General features: G+C 72.1%; 12 protein-coding genes. 2 read left to right on the top strand and 10 right to left on the bottom strand.

Annotated features, from left to right (window positions below):
* Positions 1 to 2: 2 nt before the first annotated feature.
* Entirely contained in the window at positions 3 to 683 is a 681-nt protein-coding gene (gene trhA / locus HF577_RS32765; protein WP_211175207.1) for a PAQR family membrane homeostasis protein TrhA, read from the bottom strand.
* A gap of 139 nt (positions 684 to 822) precedes the next feature.
* On the opposite strand from trhA, the gene HF577_RS32760 reads away from it, so the two are divergent.
* On the top strand, positions 823 to 1,578 hold the full coding sequence (locus tag HF577_RS32760; RefSeq protein WP_211175213.1) for an isoprenyl transferase: 756 nt from the start codon (positions 823 to 825) through the stop codon (positions 1,576 to 1,578).
* Between the two features lie 456 nt (positions 1,579 to 2,034).
* Positions 2,035 to 3,372 (top strand): PhoH family protein, encoded by a 1,338-nt coding sequence (locus tag HF577_RS32755; protein ID WP_312859538.1) that lies wholly within the window; start codon positions 2,035 to 2,037, stop codon positions 3,370 to 3,372.
* A gap of 94 nt (positions 3,373 to 3,466) precedes the next feature.
* Here the strand turns inward: HF577_RS32755 and HF577_RS32750 are convergent, their stop codons facing one another.
* From HF577_RS32750 to HF577_RS32710, 9 genes are all read right to left on the bottom strand, one after another.
* On the bottom strand, positions 3,467 to 4,906 hold the full coding sequence (locus HF577_RS32750) for a GuaB1 family IMP dehydrogenase-related protein (RefSeq protein WP_169399877.1): 1,440 nt from the start codon (positions 4,904 to 4,906) through the stop codon (positions 3,467 to 3,469).
* A gap of 12 nt (positions 4,907 to 4,918) precedes the next feature.
* Complete coding sequence (locus tag HF577_RS32745) at positions 4,919 to 6,427, bottom strand: ATP-dependent DNA ligase (RefSeq protein WP_169399876.1); 1,509 nt, start codon at positions 6,425 to 6,427, stop codon at positions 4,919 to 4,921.
* A 127-nt stretch (positions 6,428 to 6,554) separates the two neighbouring features.
* Positions 6,555 to 7,547 carry an ABC transporter ATP-binding protein gene (locus HF577_RS32740; RefSeq protein WP_169399875.1) on the bottom strand — a complete coding sequence of 331 codons (993 nt, stop codon included), beginning with the start codon at positions 7,545 to 7,547 and terminating at the stop codon, positions 6,555 to 6,557.
* Positions 7,544 to 8,335: an ABC transporter permease gene (locus HF577_RS32735; RefSeq protein ID WP_169399874.1), complete on the bottom strand. Its 792-nt coding sequence runs from the start codon at positions 8,333 to 8,335 to the stop codon at positions 7,544 to 7,546. The genes HF577_RS32740 and HF577_RS32735 overlap by 4 nt, the downstream gene beginning before the upstream one ends.
* Positions 8,332 to 9,234 carry an ABC transporter permease gene (locus HF577_RS32730; RefSeq protein WP_169399873.1) on the bottom strand — a complete coding sequence of 301 codons (903 nt, stop codon included), beginning with the start codon at positions 9,232 to 9,234 and terminating at the stop codon, positions 8,332 to 8,334. The genes HF577_RS32735 and HF577_RS32730 overlap by 4 nt, the downstream gene beginning before the upstream one ends.
* 8 nt (positions 9,235 to 9,242) lie before the next feature.
* Positions 9,243 to 10,382, bottom strand: a complete 1,140-nt coding sequence (locus HF577_RS32725) for an ABC transporter substrate-binding protein (RefSeq protein ID WP_169399872.1) — start codon at positions 10,380 to 10,382, stop codon at positions 9,243 to 9,245.
* Positions 10,383 to 10,596: 214 nt separating this feature from the next.
* Positions 10,597 to 11,793 (bottom strand): EAL domain-containing protein, encoded by a 1,197-nt coding sequence (locus HF577_RS32720; RefSeq protein WP_169399871.1) that lies wholly within the window; start codon positions 11,791 to 11,793, stop codon positions 10,597 to 10,599.
* Between the two features lie 128 nt (positions 11,794 to 11,921).
* A complete protein-coding gene (locus HF577_RS32715; protein WP_169399870.1) occupies positions 11,922 to 13,328 on the bottom strand; it encodes a class II fumarate hydratase in 1,407 nt (468 codons plus the stop codon).
* A 68-nt stretch (positions 13,329 to 13,396) separates the two neighbouring features.
* Positions 13,397 to 13,808: L,D-transpeptidase (locus HF577_RS32710; RefSeq protein WP_246267756.1), on the bottom strand; the 412-nt coding region annotated here is incomplete at its 5' end.

The following is a 13,808-nucleotide window of genomic DNA, read 5'->3' as shown; positions in this document are numbered from 1 at the left end:
GGTCAGAAGAGGATGAGCCAGATCGCGATGTAGTGGCAGATCGCGGCGAGGACCGTGGCCGCATGGAAGAACTCGTGGTAGCCGAACGTGGCGGGCCACGGGTTCGGCCTGCGGGTGGCGTAGAACACCGCGCCCACCGTGTAGAGCAGTCCGCCGGTCAGGAGCAGCACGAGCGCCGCGACCCCGCCGCCTCTGAGCATGGCGGGGATCACGAACACGGCGACCCAGCCGAGCGCGATGTAGATCGGCACCCCGACCCACGCCGGGGCATGCGGCCACACCGTCTTCAGCGCGACGCCGGCGAGCGCGCCCGCCCAGACCACGATCAGGACCCAGCGGGCGGTGCCGGGGTCCATCGCCAGCGCGGCGACCGGGGTGTAGGTGCCCGCGATGAACAGGAAGATCATCGAATGGTCGAGCCTGCGCATCACGGCCCGGCTGCGCGGGGTGCGCCAGGTGCGGCGGTGGTACAGCGCGCTGGTGCCGAACAGGCCCAGGATCGTGACGCTGTAGACCGAGGTGGCCAGCGCGGCGCCTCTGCCCACCAGTGCCGCCGAGACGGCGATCAGCGTGGCGCAGGCTCCGATCGACACGGTGAACGACCAGAAGTGCAGCCACCCGCGCATTCGTGGCTTGACCAGCGGCGCGCCGGGAGGCACGGGGACCGTCCGCATGCTCACCATGTCGAGGCTACGGCACGGTGAGTGCTCCACATGTGTACCGGTTTGTGAACAACACCATGCGGTTTTCCGGAGTGGCCGTGCGCCGCAGGGGGCTGTGGCGCCGGGCGTACGCTGACGGCCCGTGGGCGTCCGTGACGTGCTGTACTCGCTGTACGAACGCAAGCTGAGCCACGAGTTGAGCAGGGGCACGGCGGCGAGACCGCGGCATGTCGCACTGATGCTCGACGGGAACCGGCGGTGGGCGCGCGGCGAGGGTTTCACCGACGTCAACGACGGCCACCGGGTCGGTGCCGCCAAGATCGTCGATCTGCTCGAGTGGTGCGACGAGGCCGGCGTCGAGGTCGTCACGCTGTGGCTGCTGTCCACCGACAACCTCAACCGGCCGGCGGACGAGCTCGAGCCGCTGCTCGAGATCATCACCAACGTCGTCGACGAGCTGAGCAGCCCCACCGCCCGGTGGCGGCTGCGGATCGTCGGGGCGCTGGAGATGCTCCCGGGCGACATGGCCCACCGGCTCACCGCCGCGGCGGCCCGCACGGTCGGGCGTCCCGGCCTGGAGCTGAACATCGCCGTCGGCTACGGGGGGCGCCAGGAGATCGCCGACGCCGTCCGCAAGCTGCTGCTCCAGCACGCCGAGTCGGGCACCTCGATCGAGGAGCTGGCCGAGGTGCTGGACGTCGACCACATCGCGGCGCACCTGTACACCTCGGGCCAGCCGGACCCGGACCTGGTGATCCGCACGTCGGGCGAACAGCGGCTCTCCGGCTTCCTGCTGTGGCAGTCCGCTCACTCGGAGTTCTGGTTCTGCGAGGCGTACTGGCCCGCGTTCCGCCGAGTCGACTTCCTGCGCGCCCTGCGTGACTACGCGGCGCGCCACCGCCGCTTCGGTTCGTGACCTTCGCCCCGATCTGTCACCGGCTCGAGCGTCCTCCAAGTCCGGATAAACGGACAAATGCCGCATCGTTGACGACAGGCGGTGTTCATTGGGCGATGAGCGGTAGTCCGTTCTGTTAATTCTCGCTGCGAAGTCTCAGGCCGACACGCTGTTGCTGTTGACCGCACCCGGGTGACCGCCGGTAGCGTTCTCGTCAGCGGCCCGTACCCGATGCGGACCGCTCGGGAGGCCCTGGTCGTGGTGTCACTTGCACCCGAGGGGGCCGGCACCCGGCCCTCGCGGGCGTGGTCGGCGGCGAGCTCCAGGCCGTCGGGAACGCCCCGGCCAAGGCCCGCCGGCCCAACGGTGATGTGGGCGCGGTGTCGCGCTCACCAGGGAGCAATCGTCGGCCGTACCCCCGGTGTCGCCTCGAACGACCCGGGACTCGGCTGAGACGAGCGCTAGCGAGGAGCCTTCGTGACCGACCGTCGTACTGCCCCCGCTTCGCATTCCACCCGCTGCTACGTGCTCGACACCTCCGTGCTGCTGTCCGACCCGTGGTCGCTGACCCGGTTCGACGAGCACGAGGTCGTCCTGCCGCTAGTGGTGATTACCGAACTCGAGGGCAAGCGGCACCACCCGGAACTCGGGTGGTTCGCCCGCACGGCACTGCGCATGCTGGACGAGCTCCGCATCGAGTACGGCCGCCTGGACGCTCCGGTGCCGATCGGCACCGTGGGTGGCACCCTGCACGTCGAGCTCAACCACACGGACCCGGAGGTGCTCCCGGCCGGATTCCGTACCGACTCCAATGACAGCCGCATCCTTGCCTGCGCGCTGAACCTCGCCGCGGAGCGCAAGCTCGACGGCCGGGGTGAGGTCGTGCTCGTCAGCAAGGACATGCCGCTGCGCGTGAAGGCGGCCGCCGTCGGGCTGCAGGCCGACGAGTACCACGCGCTCGACGTGGTGCCGTCGGGCTGGACGGGGATGACCGACCTGGAGGTGACGTCCACCGATGTGGACGCCCTGTTCCGGGACGGCGTGATCGACCACGACGCTGCGCGCGACCTGCCGTGCAACACGGGCTTGCGGCTCACCGGCGGCGGTTCGGCCGCCCTGGGCCGGGTGACGTCCGACAAGCGCGTCCGCCTGATCCGCGGTGACCGCGAGGCCTTCGGGCTGCACGGGCGCTCGGCGGAGCAGCGCATCGCCCTGGACCTGCTGCTCGACCCCGAGATCGGGATCGTCTCCCTGGGTGGCCGGGCCGGCACCGGGAAGTCGGCGCTCGCGCTGTGCGCGGGGCTGGAGGCGGTGATGGAGCGCCAGCAGCACCGCAAGGTGGTCGTCTTCCGGCCGCTCTACGCCGTCGGCGGGCAGGAGCTGGGATACCTGCCCGGCAACGAGAGCGAGAAGATGGCTCCGTGGGCGCAGGCCGTCTTCGACACGCTCGGTGCGGTCGTCAGCCAGAACGTGCTCGAGGAGGTCATGGCCCGCGGCATGCTGGAGGTGCTGCCGCTCACGCACATCCGTGGGCGCTCGCTACACGACAGCTTCGTGATCGTCGACGAGGCGCAGTCGCTGGAACGCAACGTGCTGCTCACGGTGCTCTCCCGGCTGGGCACGGCGTCCCGGGTGGTGCTCACCCATGACGTCGCGCAGCGCGACAACCTCCGCGTCGGGCGGCACGACGGCGTCGCGGCGGTGATCGAGAAGCTGAAGGGCCACCCGCTCTTCGCGCACGTCACGCTCACCCGCAGCGAGCGGAGCCCGATCGCCGCGCTGGTGACCGAGATGCTGGAGGGCCCGGCGGCGTAGCTCGTCACGGATTGCAGCAAAGCCACTTTCACGCAACCACGTTGCATGAAAGTGGCTTTGCTGCAACTCCCCGGGGGAGTGGGGGCGGGCCGGGTTACAGGCCGTGCGGGGTGCCCTCCGTGAAGCCTGCCGTGGTCTGGACGCCTACCATCGCGCGCTCGTGCAGCTCGTCGAGTGTGCGGGCGCCGGCGTAGGTGCACGCCGAGCGCACCCCGGAGCAGATGCCGTCGAGGACGTCCTCGACGCCGGGGCGGGCGGGGTCGAGCAGCTGCCTGGAGCTCGAGATGCCCTCCTCGAACAGGGCCTTGCGGGCCCGGTCGAAGCTGCCGTCGCCGCGGGTGCGGGCACCGACCGCGCGCTTGGACGCCATCCCGAACGACTCCTTGTAGGGGCGGCCGTTCTCGTCGCGCAGCAGGTCGCCGGGTGACTCGTAGGTGCCGGCCAGCCAGGACCCGATCATCACGGCGGACGCGCCGGCGGCGAGGGCGAGCGCGACGTCGCGCGGGTGGCGCACGCCGCCGTCGGCCCAGATTCGGACGCCGTGGTCGCGCCCCGCATCGGCGCACTCCAGTACCGCGGAGAACTGGGGGCGCCCCACGCCGGTCATCATCCGGGTGGTGCACATGGCACCGGGGCCCACGCCGACCTTGATGATGTCGGCACCCGCCTCGGCGAGGTCGCGCACACCCGTGGCGGTGACCACGTTGCCTGCCACGATCGGTACCGCCGAGCCCGCGTCGGCGACGACCTTCCGGACGGCCCGCAAGGCGTCCAGCATCTTGTCCTGGTGACCGTGGGCGGTGTCGACGACCAGCACGTCGACGCCCGCCTCCAGCAGCGCCGCGGCCTTGACGGCGACGTCGCCGTTGATGCCGACCGCCGCCGCGGTGCGCAGCCGTCCCTGCGCGTCGAGCGTGGGGGAGTAGATCGCCGAGCGCAGGGCCCCGAGCCCGGTGAGCAGGCCCGCGAGGCGCCCGTCCGCGTCGAGGCCGAGGGCGACCCGCCGCGTGCCGAGCGCGTCGAACACCTCACGGGGCGGCGTGTCCATCGGCAGGGTGAGCGGCGAGGGGTCGAGCACGTCGCCCAGCCGCGTGAACCGGTCGACGCCGCCGCAGGCGGCCTCGTCGACCGTGCCGACCGGTCGGCCGTCATCGTCGACCACGACGATCGCGCCGTGGGCGCGCTTGGACAGCAGGTTGAGCGCGTCCGCCACCGCGTCGGCGGCTGTGAGCACGAGCGGGGTGTCCCAGAGGGGGTGCCGCTCCTTGATCCAGGCGACGATCTCGGCGACCGCGTCGGAAGCGACGTCCTGCGGCAGGACGGTGAGCGCTCCCCGGCGGGCCAGGGTCTCGGCCATCCGCCTGCCCGCGACCGCGGTCATGTTGGCCGCGACGACCGGGACCGTGGCGCCGGAGCCGTCGGCGGTGGTGAGGTCGACGTCGAACCGCGAGGTCACGGATGACCGGCCCGGAACGAGGAAGACGTCGTCATAGGTCAGGTCGTGGGACGGCTGCTGGCCCTCGAGGAAGCGCACGGTAAGAGGATTCTACTCGCGCAACAGGCTGCGCACCGCGTCGATCGTGTCGGCTTCCGCTGGGGTCTTGTCCGGCCGGTAGCGCAGCACCCTGGCGAACCGCAGCGCGACGCCGCCCGGGTAGCGGGGGCTGCGCTGGGCGCCGTCGAGCTCGATCTCGACCACGAGCTCGGGCCGCAGCAGGACCACGTGGTCGGACCGCTCCCGAGCCAGGGCGGGGAACGTGCTGGTCTGCCAGGCGAGCAGCTCGTCGGTCATGCCCTTGAAGGTCTTGCCGACCATGATCGGCTCGCCGCCGTCGGGATCGCGGGCGCCGAGGTGGATGTTGGAGAGCTGCCGGGAGCGGCGGCCGTGGCCCCACTCCGCGCCGAGCACCACGAGGTCGAGCGTGTGCACCGGCTTGACCTTCTGCCACGCCCGGCCCCGCCGGCCCGCGGCGTACGGCGCGTCGAGCGACTTGACCATGACGCCTTCATGGCCTGCGGCGATCGCCTCGTCGAGCAGTGCGGCGGCTTCTTCCGGGGTGGGGGAGAGCAGACCCGGCATGCGGTGGCCGCCGACCGCGGCGGCGAGGGCGTCGAGCCGCTGGGAGAGTGGCGCGTCGAGCAGGTCGGTGCCGTCGAGGTGCAGGCAGTCGAAGAAGAACGGCTGCAGCAGCAGCTCGCCCGCCGCCGCGCCGAACCGGCTCATCGTCTCCTGGAACGGGCGGGGGCCTCCGTCGTCGCGCAGCGCGAGCGTCTCCCCGTCGAGCACCACGGAACGGCACGGCAGGGCGCGCACCAGCTCGACCAGCTCGGGGACGCTCGGCGTGATCTCGCGCAGCGTGCGCGTCCACACCCGAACGTCGGCGCCGTCGCGATGGACCTGGATGCGGGCGCCGTCGAGCTTGTACTCGACGCTCGCGCGGGGCCCGATCTCCGCCAGTGCGGCGTCGAGCGCCTCGGCGGGCGAGGCCAGCATGGGCCGCACCGGCCTGCCGACCTGCAGCGTGACGGCGTCGAGGCCCGCGACGCCCTCGGTGAGCGCGAGCCGGGCGGTGTCGGGGAGCCGCCCGGAGAGCATGAAGGCGCGCCGGACCGCTGCCGCGGGGACCGCGGCGGCCGCGGCGACGGACTCCAGCATGACGCCCTCCAGCGCGCCCTGGCGCAGCTCGCCGGTGAGCAAACGGCGCAGGAACGCCTGCTCATCGGCGGTGGCGGCGCCGAACAGCTCCGCGAGCAGCGCGGCTCGCCGGGCCGTGGAGCCGGCCCCCGTGGTGGCGGCGAGGGCGTCGAGGGCGGCCTCGACCGCAGCCACCTCCAGCCGCGGCTCGGCGGCGGGCGCGGCGTCGATCCCGGCGAGCGTGCGCCAGCCGGTGCCGAGGCGGCTCTGGCGGGGCTCGCCCGCCAGCCAGGCGGTGGCGGGCTCGACCTCGTGGGGCGCCGCGCTCCGCAGCAGGGCGGCCAGCGTGGCCGTCTTCGCCGTGCGGGAGCGCGTGGCCCCGACCGCGGCGGAGGCGGAGACGACGTCGGCGAGCAGCACCGACCCATCCTGGCAGCGCACACCGACACTCGCCGGTGCGCGCGGGGCCTCCCCGTGGTTCAGGAAAGCCACTTTCCTGCCCGCTGAGGGCCTGAAAGTGGCTTTCCTGAACTTTGGGTGGGGACTCCTACGGGGCCAGGGTGACCGTCGTCGGTTCTCCTGCTGCCGGGAGGTCGGGCCGGCTCGTGACGTCGACGATCAGCTCGCCGACCTCGGTGGTGACCACGAGCCGGGTGACCGCACCGAGGAACGTGCTCGTGAGCACGGTGCCGGACAGCCCGTCCGGGTCGCCGACGGTGAGCCCCTCCGGGCGCACCTGACGCGTGTCCGCGCCGGGCCGGATCCGGCCGTCCTCGACGGGGACATGGTTGGTGACTCCGACGAACTCGGCGACGAACTCGGTGGCCGGCCGGGTGTACACCTCCTGCGGGGTGTCCACCTGCTCGAGGCGTCCCTTGTTGAGCACGGCCACGCGGTCCGCCACGGCGAGCGCCTCCGCCTGGTCGTGCGTGACGAAGAGCGTGGTGATGCCCTCGGCCAGCTGCACGCGCCGGATCTCGTCGCGCAGCTGGACGCGCACCCGCGCGTCGAGTGCCGAGAGCGGCTCGTCGAGCAGCAGCACCGACGGTGAGACGGCCAGCGCCCGGGCCAGCGCCACGCGCTGCTGCTGGCCGCCGGACATCTCGTGCGGGTACGAACCGCCCCGGTCGCCGAGCCCCACGACCTCGAGCAGCTCGGCCGCCCGGCGCGCCCGCTCCGCCGCGCCGACCCGGCGCATGCGCAGCCCGAACGCCACGTTCTCCGCAGCCGTCATCGTCGGGAACAGGCTGTAGGCCTGGAACACCATGCCGGTGTCACGCTTCGACGCCGGGATGCCGGTGACGTCCTTGCCACCGATCAGCACCTGGCCCGACGTCGGGGTGTCGAAGCCGGCCAGCAGCCGCAGCGCGGTGGTCTTCCCGCACCCGGACGGCCCCAGCAACGCGAGCAGCTCACCGGGCTTCAGTGCCAGGTCGAGCCCGTCGAGGGCGTGGGCGCTGCCGTAGGTGCGCCGCAGGGCACGGAACTCCACGGCGGTGCCGCGTTCCGTCGCCTGCGGTGCAGTGATGACGTCGGTCATGCGGAGGTCCTCCTCGAACGGGTGCGGCCGCCACCGGCGAACGACACCGCCAGCAGCAGCACCCAGGTGAACAGCAGGCTGGCCAGTGACAACGCCACCGAGACGCCCGCGGCGCTGCGCCCCACCTCGACGACGGCGATGGGGAACGTGTCGGTGTAGAGCAGGATGCGGGCGATGACGATCTCGCCGAGCACCAGGGCGAGGGTCAGGAACGCGGCGCCGAGGACGGCGGTGCGGATGGCCGGCAGGACCACGCGCACCAGCGCCGACGGCAGGCCCGCGCCCAGGTTGCGGGCCGCCTCCACGAGCGTGCGCAGCGGGATGGCGGCGAGCCCGTTGTCCACCGCCCGGTAGGCGAAGGGGAGCGCGAGCACCACGTAGAACGGGGTGAGCGCGGTGGTGGACGAGGCGAACAGGGTGCGGAACACCGGGCCGCCGAGGTTGGCCTGCACGAACGCGATGCCGGCCGCCATCACGACCGGCGGGACGACGATCGGCAGGATCGTGGCGCTCTCCAGCAACCCGGCCACCGAGGGGAAGCGCAGCCGTACCCACACCGCCGTGGGCACCACCAGCACGAGCACCACCACGGCGGTGAGCACGGCGATCTGCAGCGACGTGAGCAGCGAGGTGAGCAGCACGTCGTCGTGGGCGATGGCCAGGTAGTTGCCCAGCCCGTAGCCGCCGCCGGGAACGCGGAGGCTGAACTCGGCTGCCGACAGCAGCGGCACCAGGAAGTAGATCGCCGCGATCGTGAGGACGACGACGCGCCAGCGCCGCCGCCTCACCGTGAGCTCCAGCGGGCGGCCCGGCGCTGCAGGAACAGGTAGCCGACCATCACGACCGCGATCACGACCACCATGTCGAAGCCGAGCGCGAGCCCGACGTTCTGCTGGTTGGCGAGCACGTTGCCCGACAGCGCGGACGCGATCGCGGTGGGCAGCAGCGGGATCGAGCCGCTGGTGAGCGCCAGCGCGGTGGCGTAGGCCGCGAAGGCGTTGCCGAACAGCACGAGCGTCGCCCCGCCCAGCGCGGGAGCGAGCACCGGGAACGCGACGTGGCGCCAGTACGTCCACGCCGACGCGCCGAGGTTCTCCGCCGCCTCGCGCCACTGCGGGAGCAGCCCTTCGAGAGCCGGCGTGATCAGGATGACCATCAGCGGCACCTGGAAGTAGACGTAGGTGAGACCCAGGCCGGTCAGCGAGTCGATCCGGAAGCCACCCGCGTAGAGGTCGATGCCGATGCCGCGCAGGAAGACCGTGGCGAGCCCGGTCTGGCCGAGCGCGGCGATGAAGGCGAAGGCGAGCGGCACGCCACCGAAGTAGGCGAGCACGCCGGACGCCGTGGCGACGATCCGGCGCAACGGGCTGTCGGGGCGCCCGATGAGCACGGCCTGGGCGAGGAACGTGCCGAACACGGCGCCGATCACGGCCGTGACGGCCGAGAGCACCAGGCTCGACAGGAACGCCGCCCGGTACTGCGGCTCGGTGATCGAGGCGAGCACGTTGGCCGCGGTTGGGCGGCCGTCCGGGTCGGAGAAGGCACCGCTGATCACGAAGAAGAGCGGGCCGCCGAGGAACACGAGCATGTAGCCCAGGAACGGCAGCAGCCCCAGCGCCGCCGCCCAGGAACGGGTGGATCGCACCCGTTCCGGGGGAGCGGCGGGAGCCTCGAGCAGTGCGGTCATCTCTGCTCCTAGGAGGTGGCCCCGGACCAGCCCTCGGCGACGATCTTCTGCGCCGCGTCGGTCTGGGCCTGCGTCGGGAACTTCGGCTCACCGCTCACCGGCGGCAGGGCCGCGGCGAGGTCCTTGTCGACGGTGCCGGCGTCCGTCATCGCCTGCAGCCGCACCGGGCGGGCCTTGCCGGCCAGCCAGAGGTTCTGGCCCTCGTCGGAGTAGAGGAACTCCTGCCAGAGCCGGGCCGCGGCGGGGTGCGGGGCGTTCTTGTTGATCGCCTGCGTGTAGTACTGCGCGAAGAGACCGTCCGACGGCACGGCGACCTTCCACTCGAACGACGCCTTGACCTTCTCGGCCTGCGCGACGTTCAGGTAGTCCCAGTCGAGGACGATCGGGGTCTGTCCACTCTCGACGGTGGCCGGGGTGGGGTCGACCTTGAGGAGGTTGCCGCCCTTGGCGAGCTTGCTCCAGTACGCGACGCCGGGGGAGATGTCGTCGAGCGAGCCGCCGTTGGCCAGCGCTGCCGCCCAGACACCCGCGAAGGCCGCCGCGGCCTGCGTGGGGTCGCCGTTGAGCGCGACCTTGCCCGCGTAGTCCGGCTTGGCGAGGTCGGCGAAGGTGGTGGGGCAGACCGGCACCAGCTTCGCGTTGCAGCCGATGGACATGAAGCCGCCGTAGTCGTTGACCCAGGCGCCCCCGGCGTCCTTGTTCCCGGCCGGGATGGAGTCCCAGGTCTGCACCTGGTACGGCGCGAACAGCGGAGTGTTGCCGGTGGCGAAGGACTGCCCGAGGTCGAGCACGTCGGGCGCCCGGTCCTGGGTGCCCAGCTGCTGGACGGCGTTGATCTCGTCCTGGCTGCTTCCCTCGGGGTTCGCCGAGTTGACCTTGATGCCGTACTTGTCGCCGAAGGTCTTGATGATGGCGCCGTAGTTCGCCCAGTCGGGCGGCAGTGCGATGACGTTGAGCTGACCCTCGGCCTTGGCGGCGGCGACGAGGGCGTCGAACCCTCCGCCTGCCTGGGCCGACGCGGCAGTGGCCCAGCCGGTGCCGCCGCCCGCGGCGTCCGTGCTGGTCGAGCCGCCTGAGCTCACGCATCCGGCCGCGCTCAACGCCAGCGCGGCGCCGATCGCGGCCACCAGTACGCGGCGTGCGGTCATGGGGAGCTCCTTCTTTACTGACTGACTGGTTCACCCGATGGAGACGCCGCAGCCTGCACTGTTGACATTTCGGCCGTGTGGCGATCACCCGTCTGGGGAATGTAGCGGCGGATACAGCCCGATTGCGAGAGCCGTCCCGTCCGGTATCCCGTCGTGACCTGGCGAAGCCGGACGTGCGGAGGGGGAGGTCCGGCGACGGCGGCCTGGGCCGTGGTCAGGCGGCGGACGGGTTCCCGGTGGCTTCCTGCAGCAGGTCGGTGACCCGCACGATCCCGCTGCAGACGCGGCCCGCGTCGAGCAGCACGAGGTCGTCGTAGCTGCGGCTGCGGTCACCGGAGAGACAGAACTTCAGCGCGCTGCGCACGTCCGTGGTGGCGGGGATCGTGCGCGGCTCCTCCGCGAGCGCGATCGCAGGCCGGTTCGCGTACAGGGCGCGGCCGAACGGGCCCGAGATGGCCAGCATGAACCGGTTGCGGTCGAGGAAGCCGGTGGGCTGCCCGTTCGGGTCGAGCAGGACGACGCTGCCCGTCTGCGGGTGGTCGGCGAGCGCCTGGCGCACCTTCTCGGCGGTCACCGACTCCGGCAGCGCCACCGCGGCCTGCGCGAGATCGGCCACGGACTGACGTGGCCGCTGCTGCTCGAGGGGCGCGGTCTCCGGGCCGCCCGGCGGTGGCTGCGGGGCCCGGGACCGGGGCATGAGCTCCACCGGGAGCAGGATCCCGCTCGTCGACGGGCGCCTGCGCGGTTCGGCGAGCAGCGGTCCCTGGGCCCAGGGGATGCCGTGGTCGCGCACGGCGGCGAGCTGCTCCGGCGTGCTCACGCCGGTGGCGGACACCCGCACGCCGACCACGCGGCACACGTCGAGCAGGGCCGCCACCACGGCACGCGCGCGCGGTGCGTGCGGCATCCGTGCCACCAGCGCCGGGTCGATCTTGACGAGGTCCGGTTCGAGCTCGGCGATGAGATCGAGCCCGAAGCCCCGGCTGACCGCGTCGAAGCCGATGCCGAAACCGTCGGCCCGCAGCTCGGCGACCCCCTCGGCGAGGGCGTCGGGCGGCGCGGCCGAGAGGGCGGGGTTGATCTCCAGCAGGATCGGCGGGGTGAACCCCGCGGGGTCCCGGTTGCGGAGCGAGGTGCGCACCTGCGCCACGCGCCGCCTGGCCGCCACCACCGTGTCGGCCAGGACGTCCACGTGCAGCGGCACCGTCGCGTCGTACTCCGTGCCGTACAGCACCGAGGCGATCGCGATGCCCGAGTCGAACTCCGCGAGCTGCCGGGTGCCCCACACGGACTGGCGGGCGACCACCTCGATCTGGTCACGCGCCTGGCAGCGGCGCACCTCCATGCCCACAGGGCGGCCGTTCACGAGGTTCAGCAGCGGCTCGAACGTGAACCTGCCGTAGTCGCTCACCAGGTTCTCCCTCCGCTACTTGCCTCCGCATGCAATCACGTGGCGTAGCGAGAAGGGTGAACATCGGGTGAATCATCACGCAGCGCGACGAGCTTCGAGCCGTGTGGGTGATACCTCCCCCCGCGGCGTCAGGACGTCTTGCTGCCGCGGGCCATCGTCAGGACGTCGAGAGCGGCGTCGAGCTGGTCGCCCGTGAGCTTGCCCGACTCGACGTGCCCGCGCTCCAGCACCACCTCACGGATCGTCTTGCGCTCCTTCAGCGACTGCTTGGCGATCGACGCCGCCTCCTCGTAGCCGAGGTAGCGGTTGAGCGGCGTGACCACGGAGGGCGACGACTCCGCGAACTCCCGGGCCCGGTCCACGTCGGCCTCGGCGCCGGCCACCACCTTGTCGGCGAGCAGCCGGGCCGCGGCGGCGAGCAGGCGCGCCGACTCCAGCACGTTGCGCGCCATCACCGGCATCATCACGTTCAGCTGGAGGTTGCCCTGGCTTCCCGAGAAGGCCACGGTGGCGTCGTTGCCGATCACCTGGGCGGCCACCATCATCGTGGCCTCGCAGATCACCGGGTTGACCTTCCCCGGCATGATCGAGCTGCCCGGCTGCAGGTCCGGCAGGTGCAGCTCGGCGAGACCGGTGCGCGGCCCCGACCCGAGCCAGCGGATGTCGTTGGCGATCTTGAACAGCGACACGGCGACGCCACGGAGCGCACCGGAGGCCTCCACGAGACCGTCACGCGCGCCCTGGGCCTCCATGTGGTCGCCCGCCTCGGACAGCGCGTCGAGCCCGGTGGCCGCCTTGAGCTCCTCGACGACCGCGCCGCCGAACCCGTCGGGCGCGTTGAGGCCGGTGCCCACCGCGGTACCGCCGATGGGCAGCTGACCGAGCCGGGGCAGCGTGTCGCGCAACCGGGCGGCGCCGTACTCGGCCTGCGTCGCCCAGCCGCCGGCCTCCTGGCCGAGGGTGATCGGCACGGCGTCCATCAGGTGGGTGCGCCCGGCCTTGACGACCTCGGCCCAGTCCTCGGCGCGCCGGCGCAGCGTGGCCGCGAGGTGTTCCAGTGCCGGGATGACGTCGGTGCTGAGTGCCTCGGTGGCTGCGAGGTGGATCGTCGTCGGGAAGACGTCGTTGGACGACTGCGACGCGTTGACGTGGTCGTTCGGGTGCACCTCGACGCCGGCTCCGGCCGCGACCGAGGCGATCACCTCGTTGGCGTTCATGTTGGAGCTGGTGCCCGAGCCGGTCTGGAACACGTCGACGGGGAAGTGCGCGTCGTGCTTCCCCGCGGCCACCTCGTCGGCGGCAGCGGCGATGGCCTCCGCGAGCTCGGGTGCGAGGACCCCAATACGCCCGTTGACGCGCGCGGCGGCGCCCTTGACCAGGCCCAGCGCCCGGATCTGGGCCCGCTCGAGGCCCCGGCCTGAGATGGGGAAGTTCTCGACGGCACGCTGGGTCTGAGCCCGCCACAGCGCGTCGGCGGGCACCTTCACCTCGCCCATCGTGTCGTGTTCGATGCGGAAGCCGGCGTCGTCGCTCATGTGGCCCAGTCTTCTCGTACCGGTAGGGACGCGCAGCGGAGAGTGCTCCACGGCACGGAAGGCGCCGGCTAGCGCGCCACCTGCACGACGTCGCCGACACGCAGGTTGGCGAAGAACTTCCGGGCGGCGGCGGGCGAGAGGTGGATGCAGCCGTGCGAGAGCTGCCTCAGGCTGCCCTGGTGGAAGGCGATGCCGCCGTTGAAGAACACCGAGTACGGCATTGGCGCGTTGTCGTAGATCGAGCTGCGGTGGTTGATGTTCTTGAACGAGACCTTGAAGGTGCCGGGCGGTGTGCGGTAGCCGACGCGGCCGTGGGTGATCGCGACGGGGCCGTACTGCACGGCACCGCCGCTGATCAGCCAGGCGCGGTTGGCCGACAGGTCGACGCAGGCGTCGGCAGTGGACAGGCAGGGGGTGCCGGGCACCGCGCGCGGCTTCACGGGGACGGCCGCGGGGGCAGGACGAGGCCTGTCTCTTATA

The sequence above is a fragment of the Pseudonocardia xinjiangensis genome (genome assembly GCF_012911925.1).
GTDB classification, from domain to species: Bacteria; Actinomycetota; Actinomycetes; order Mycobacteriales; family Pseudonocardiaceae; genus Pseudonocardia; species Pseudonocardia xinjiangensis.
This window is presented reverse-complemented; position numbering and strand designations above follow the sequence as displayed.

Coding starts and splice junctions, on each gene's coding strand:
- trhA (WP_211175207.1), bottom strand. CDS start 683: ATGGTGAGCATGCGGACGGTCCCCGTGCCTCCCGGCGCGCCGCTGGTC.
- HF577_RS32740 (WP_169399875.1), bottom strand. CDS start 7,547: ATGACCGACGTCATCACTGCACCGCAGGCGACGGAACGCGGCACCGCC.
- HF577_RS32730 (WP_169399873.1), bottom strand. CDS start 9,234: ATGACCGCACTGCTCGAGGCTCCCGCCGCTCCCCCGGAACGGGTGCGA.
- HF577_RS32725 (WP_169399872.1), bottom strand. CDS start 10,382: ATGACCGCACGCCGCGTACTGGTGGCCGCGATCGGCGCCGCGCTGGCG.
- HF577_RS32715 (WP_169399870.1), bottom strand. CDS start 13,328: ATGAGCGACGACGCCGGCTTCCGCATCGAACACGACACGATGGGCGAG.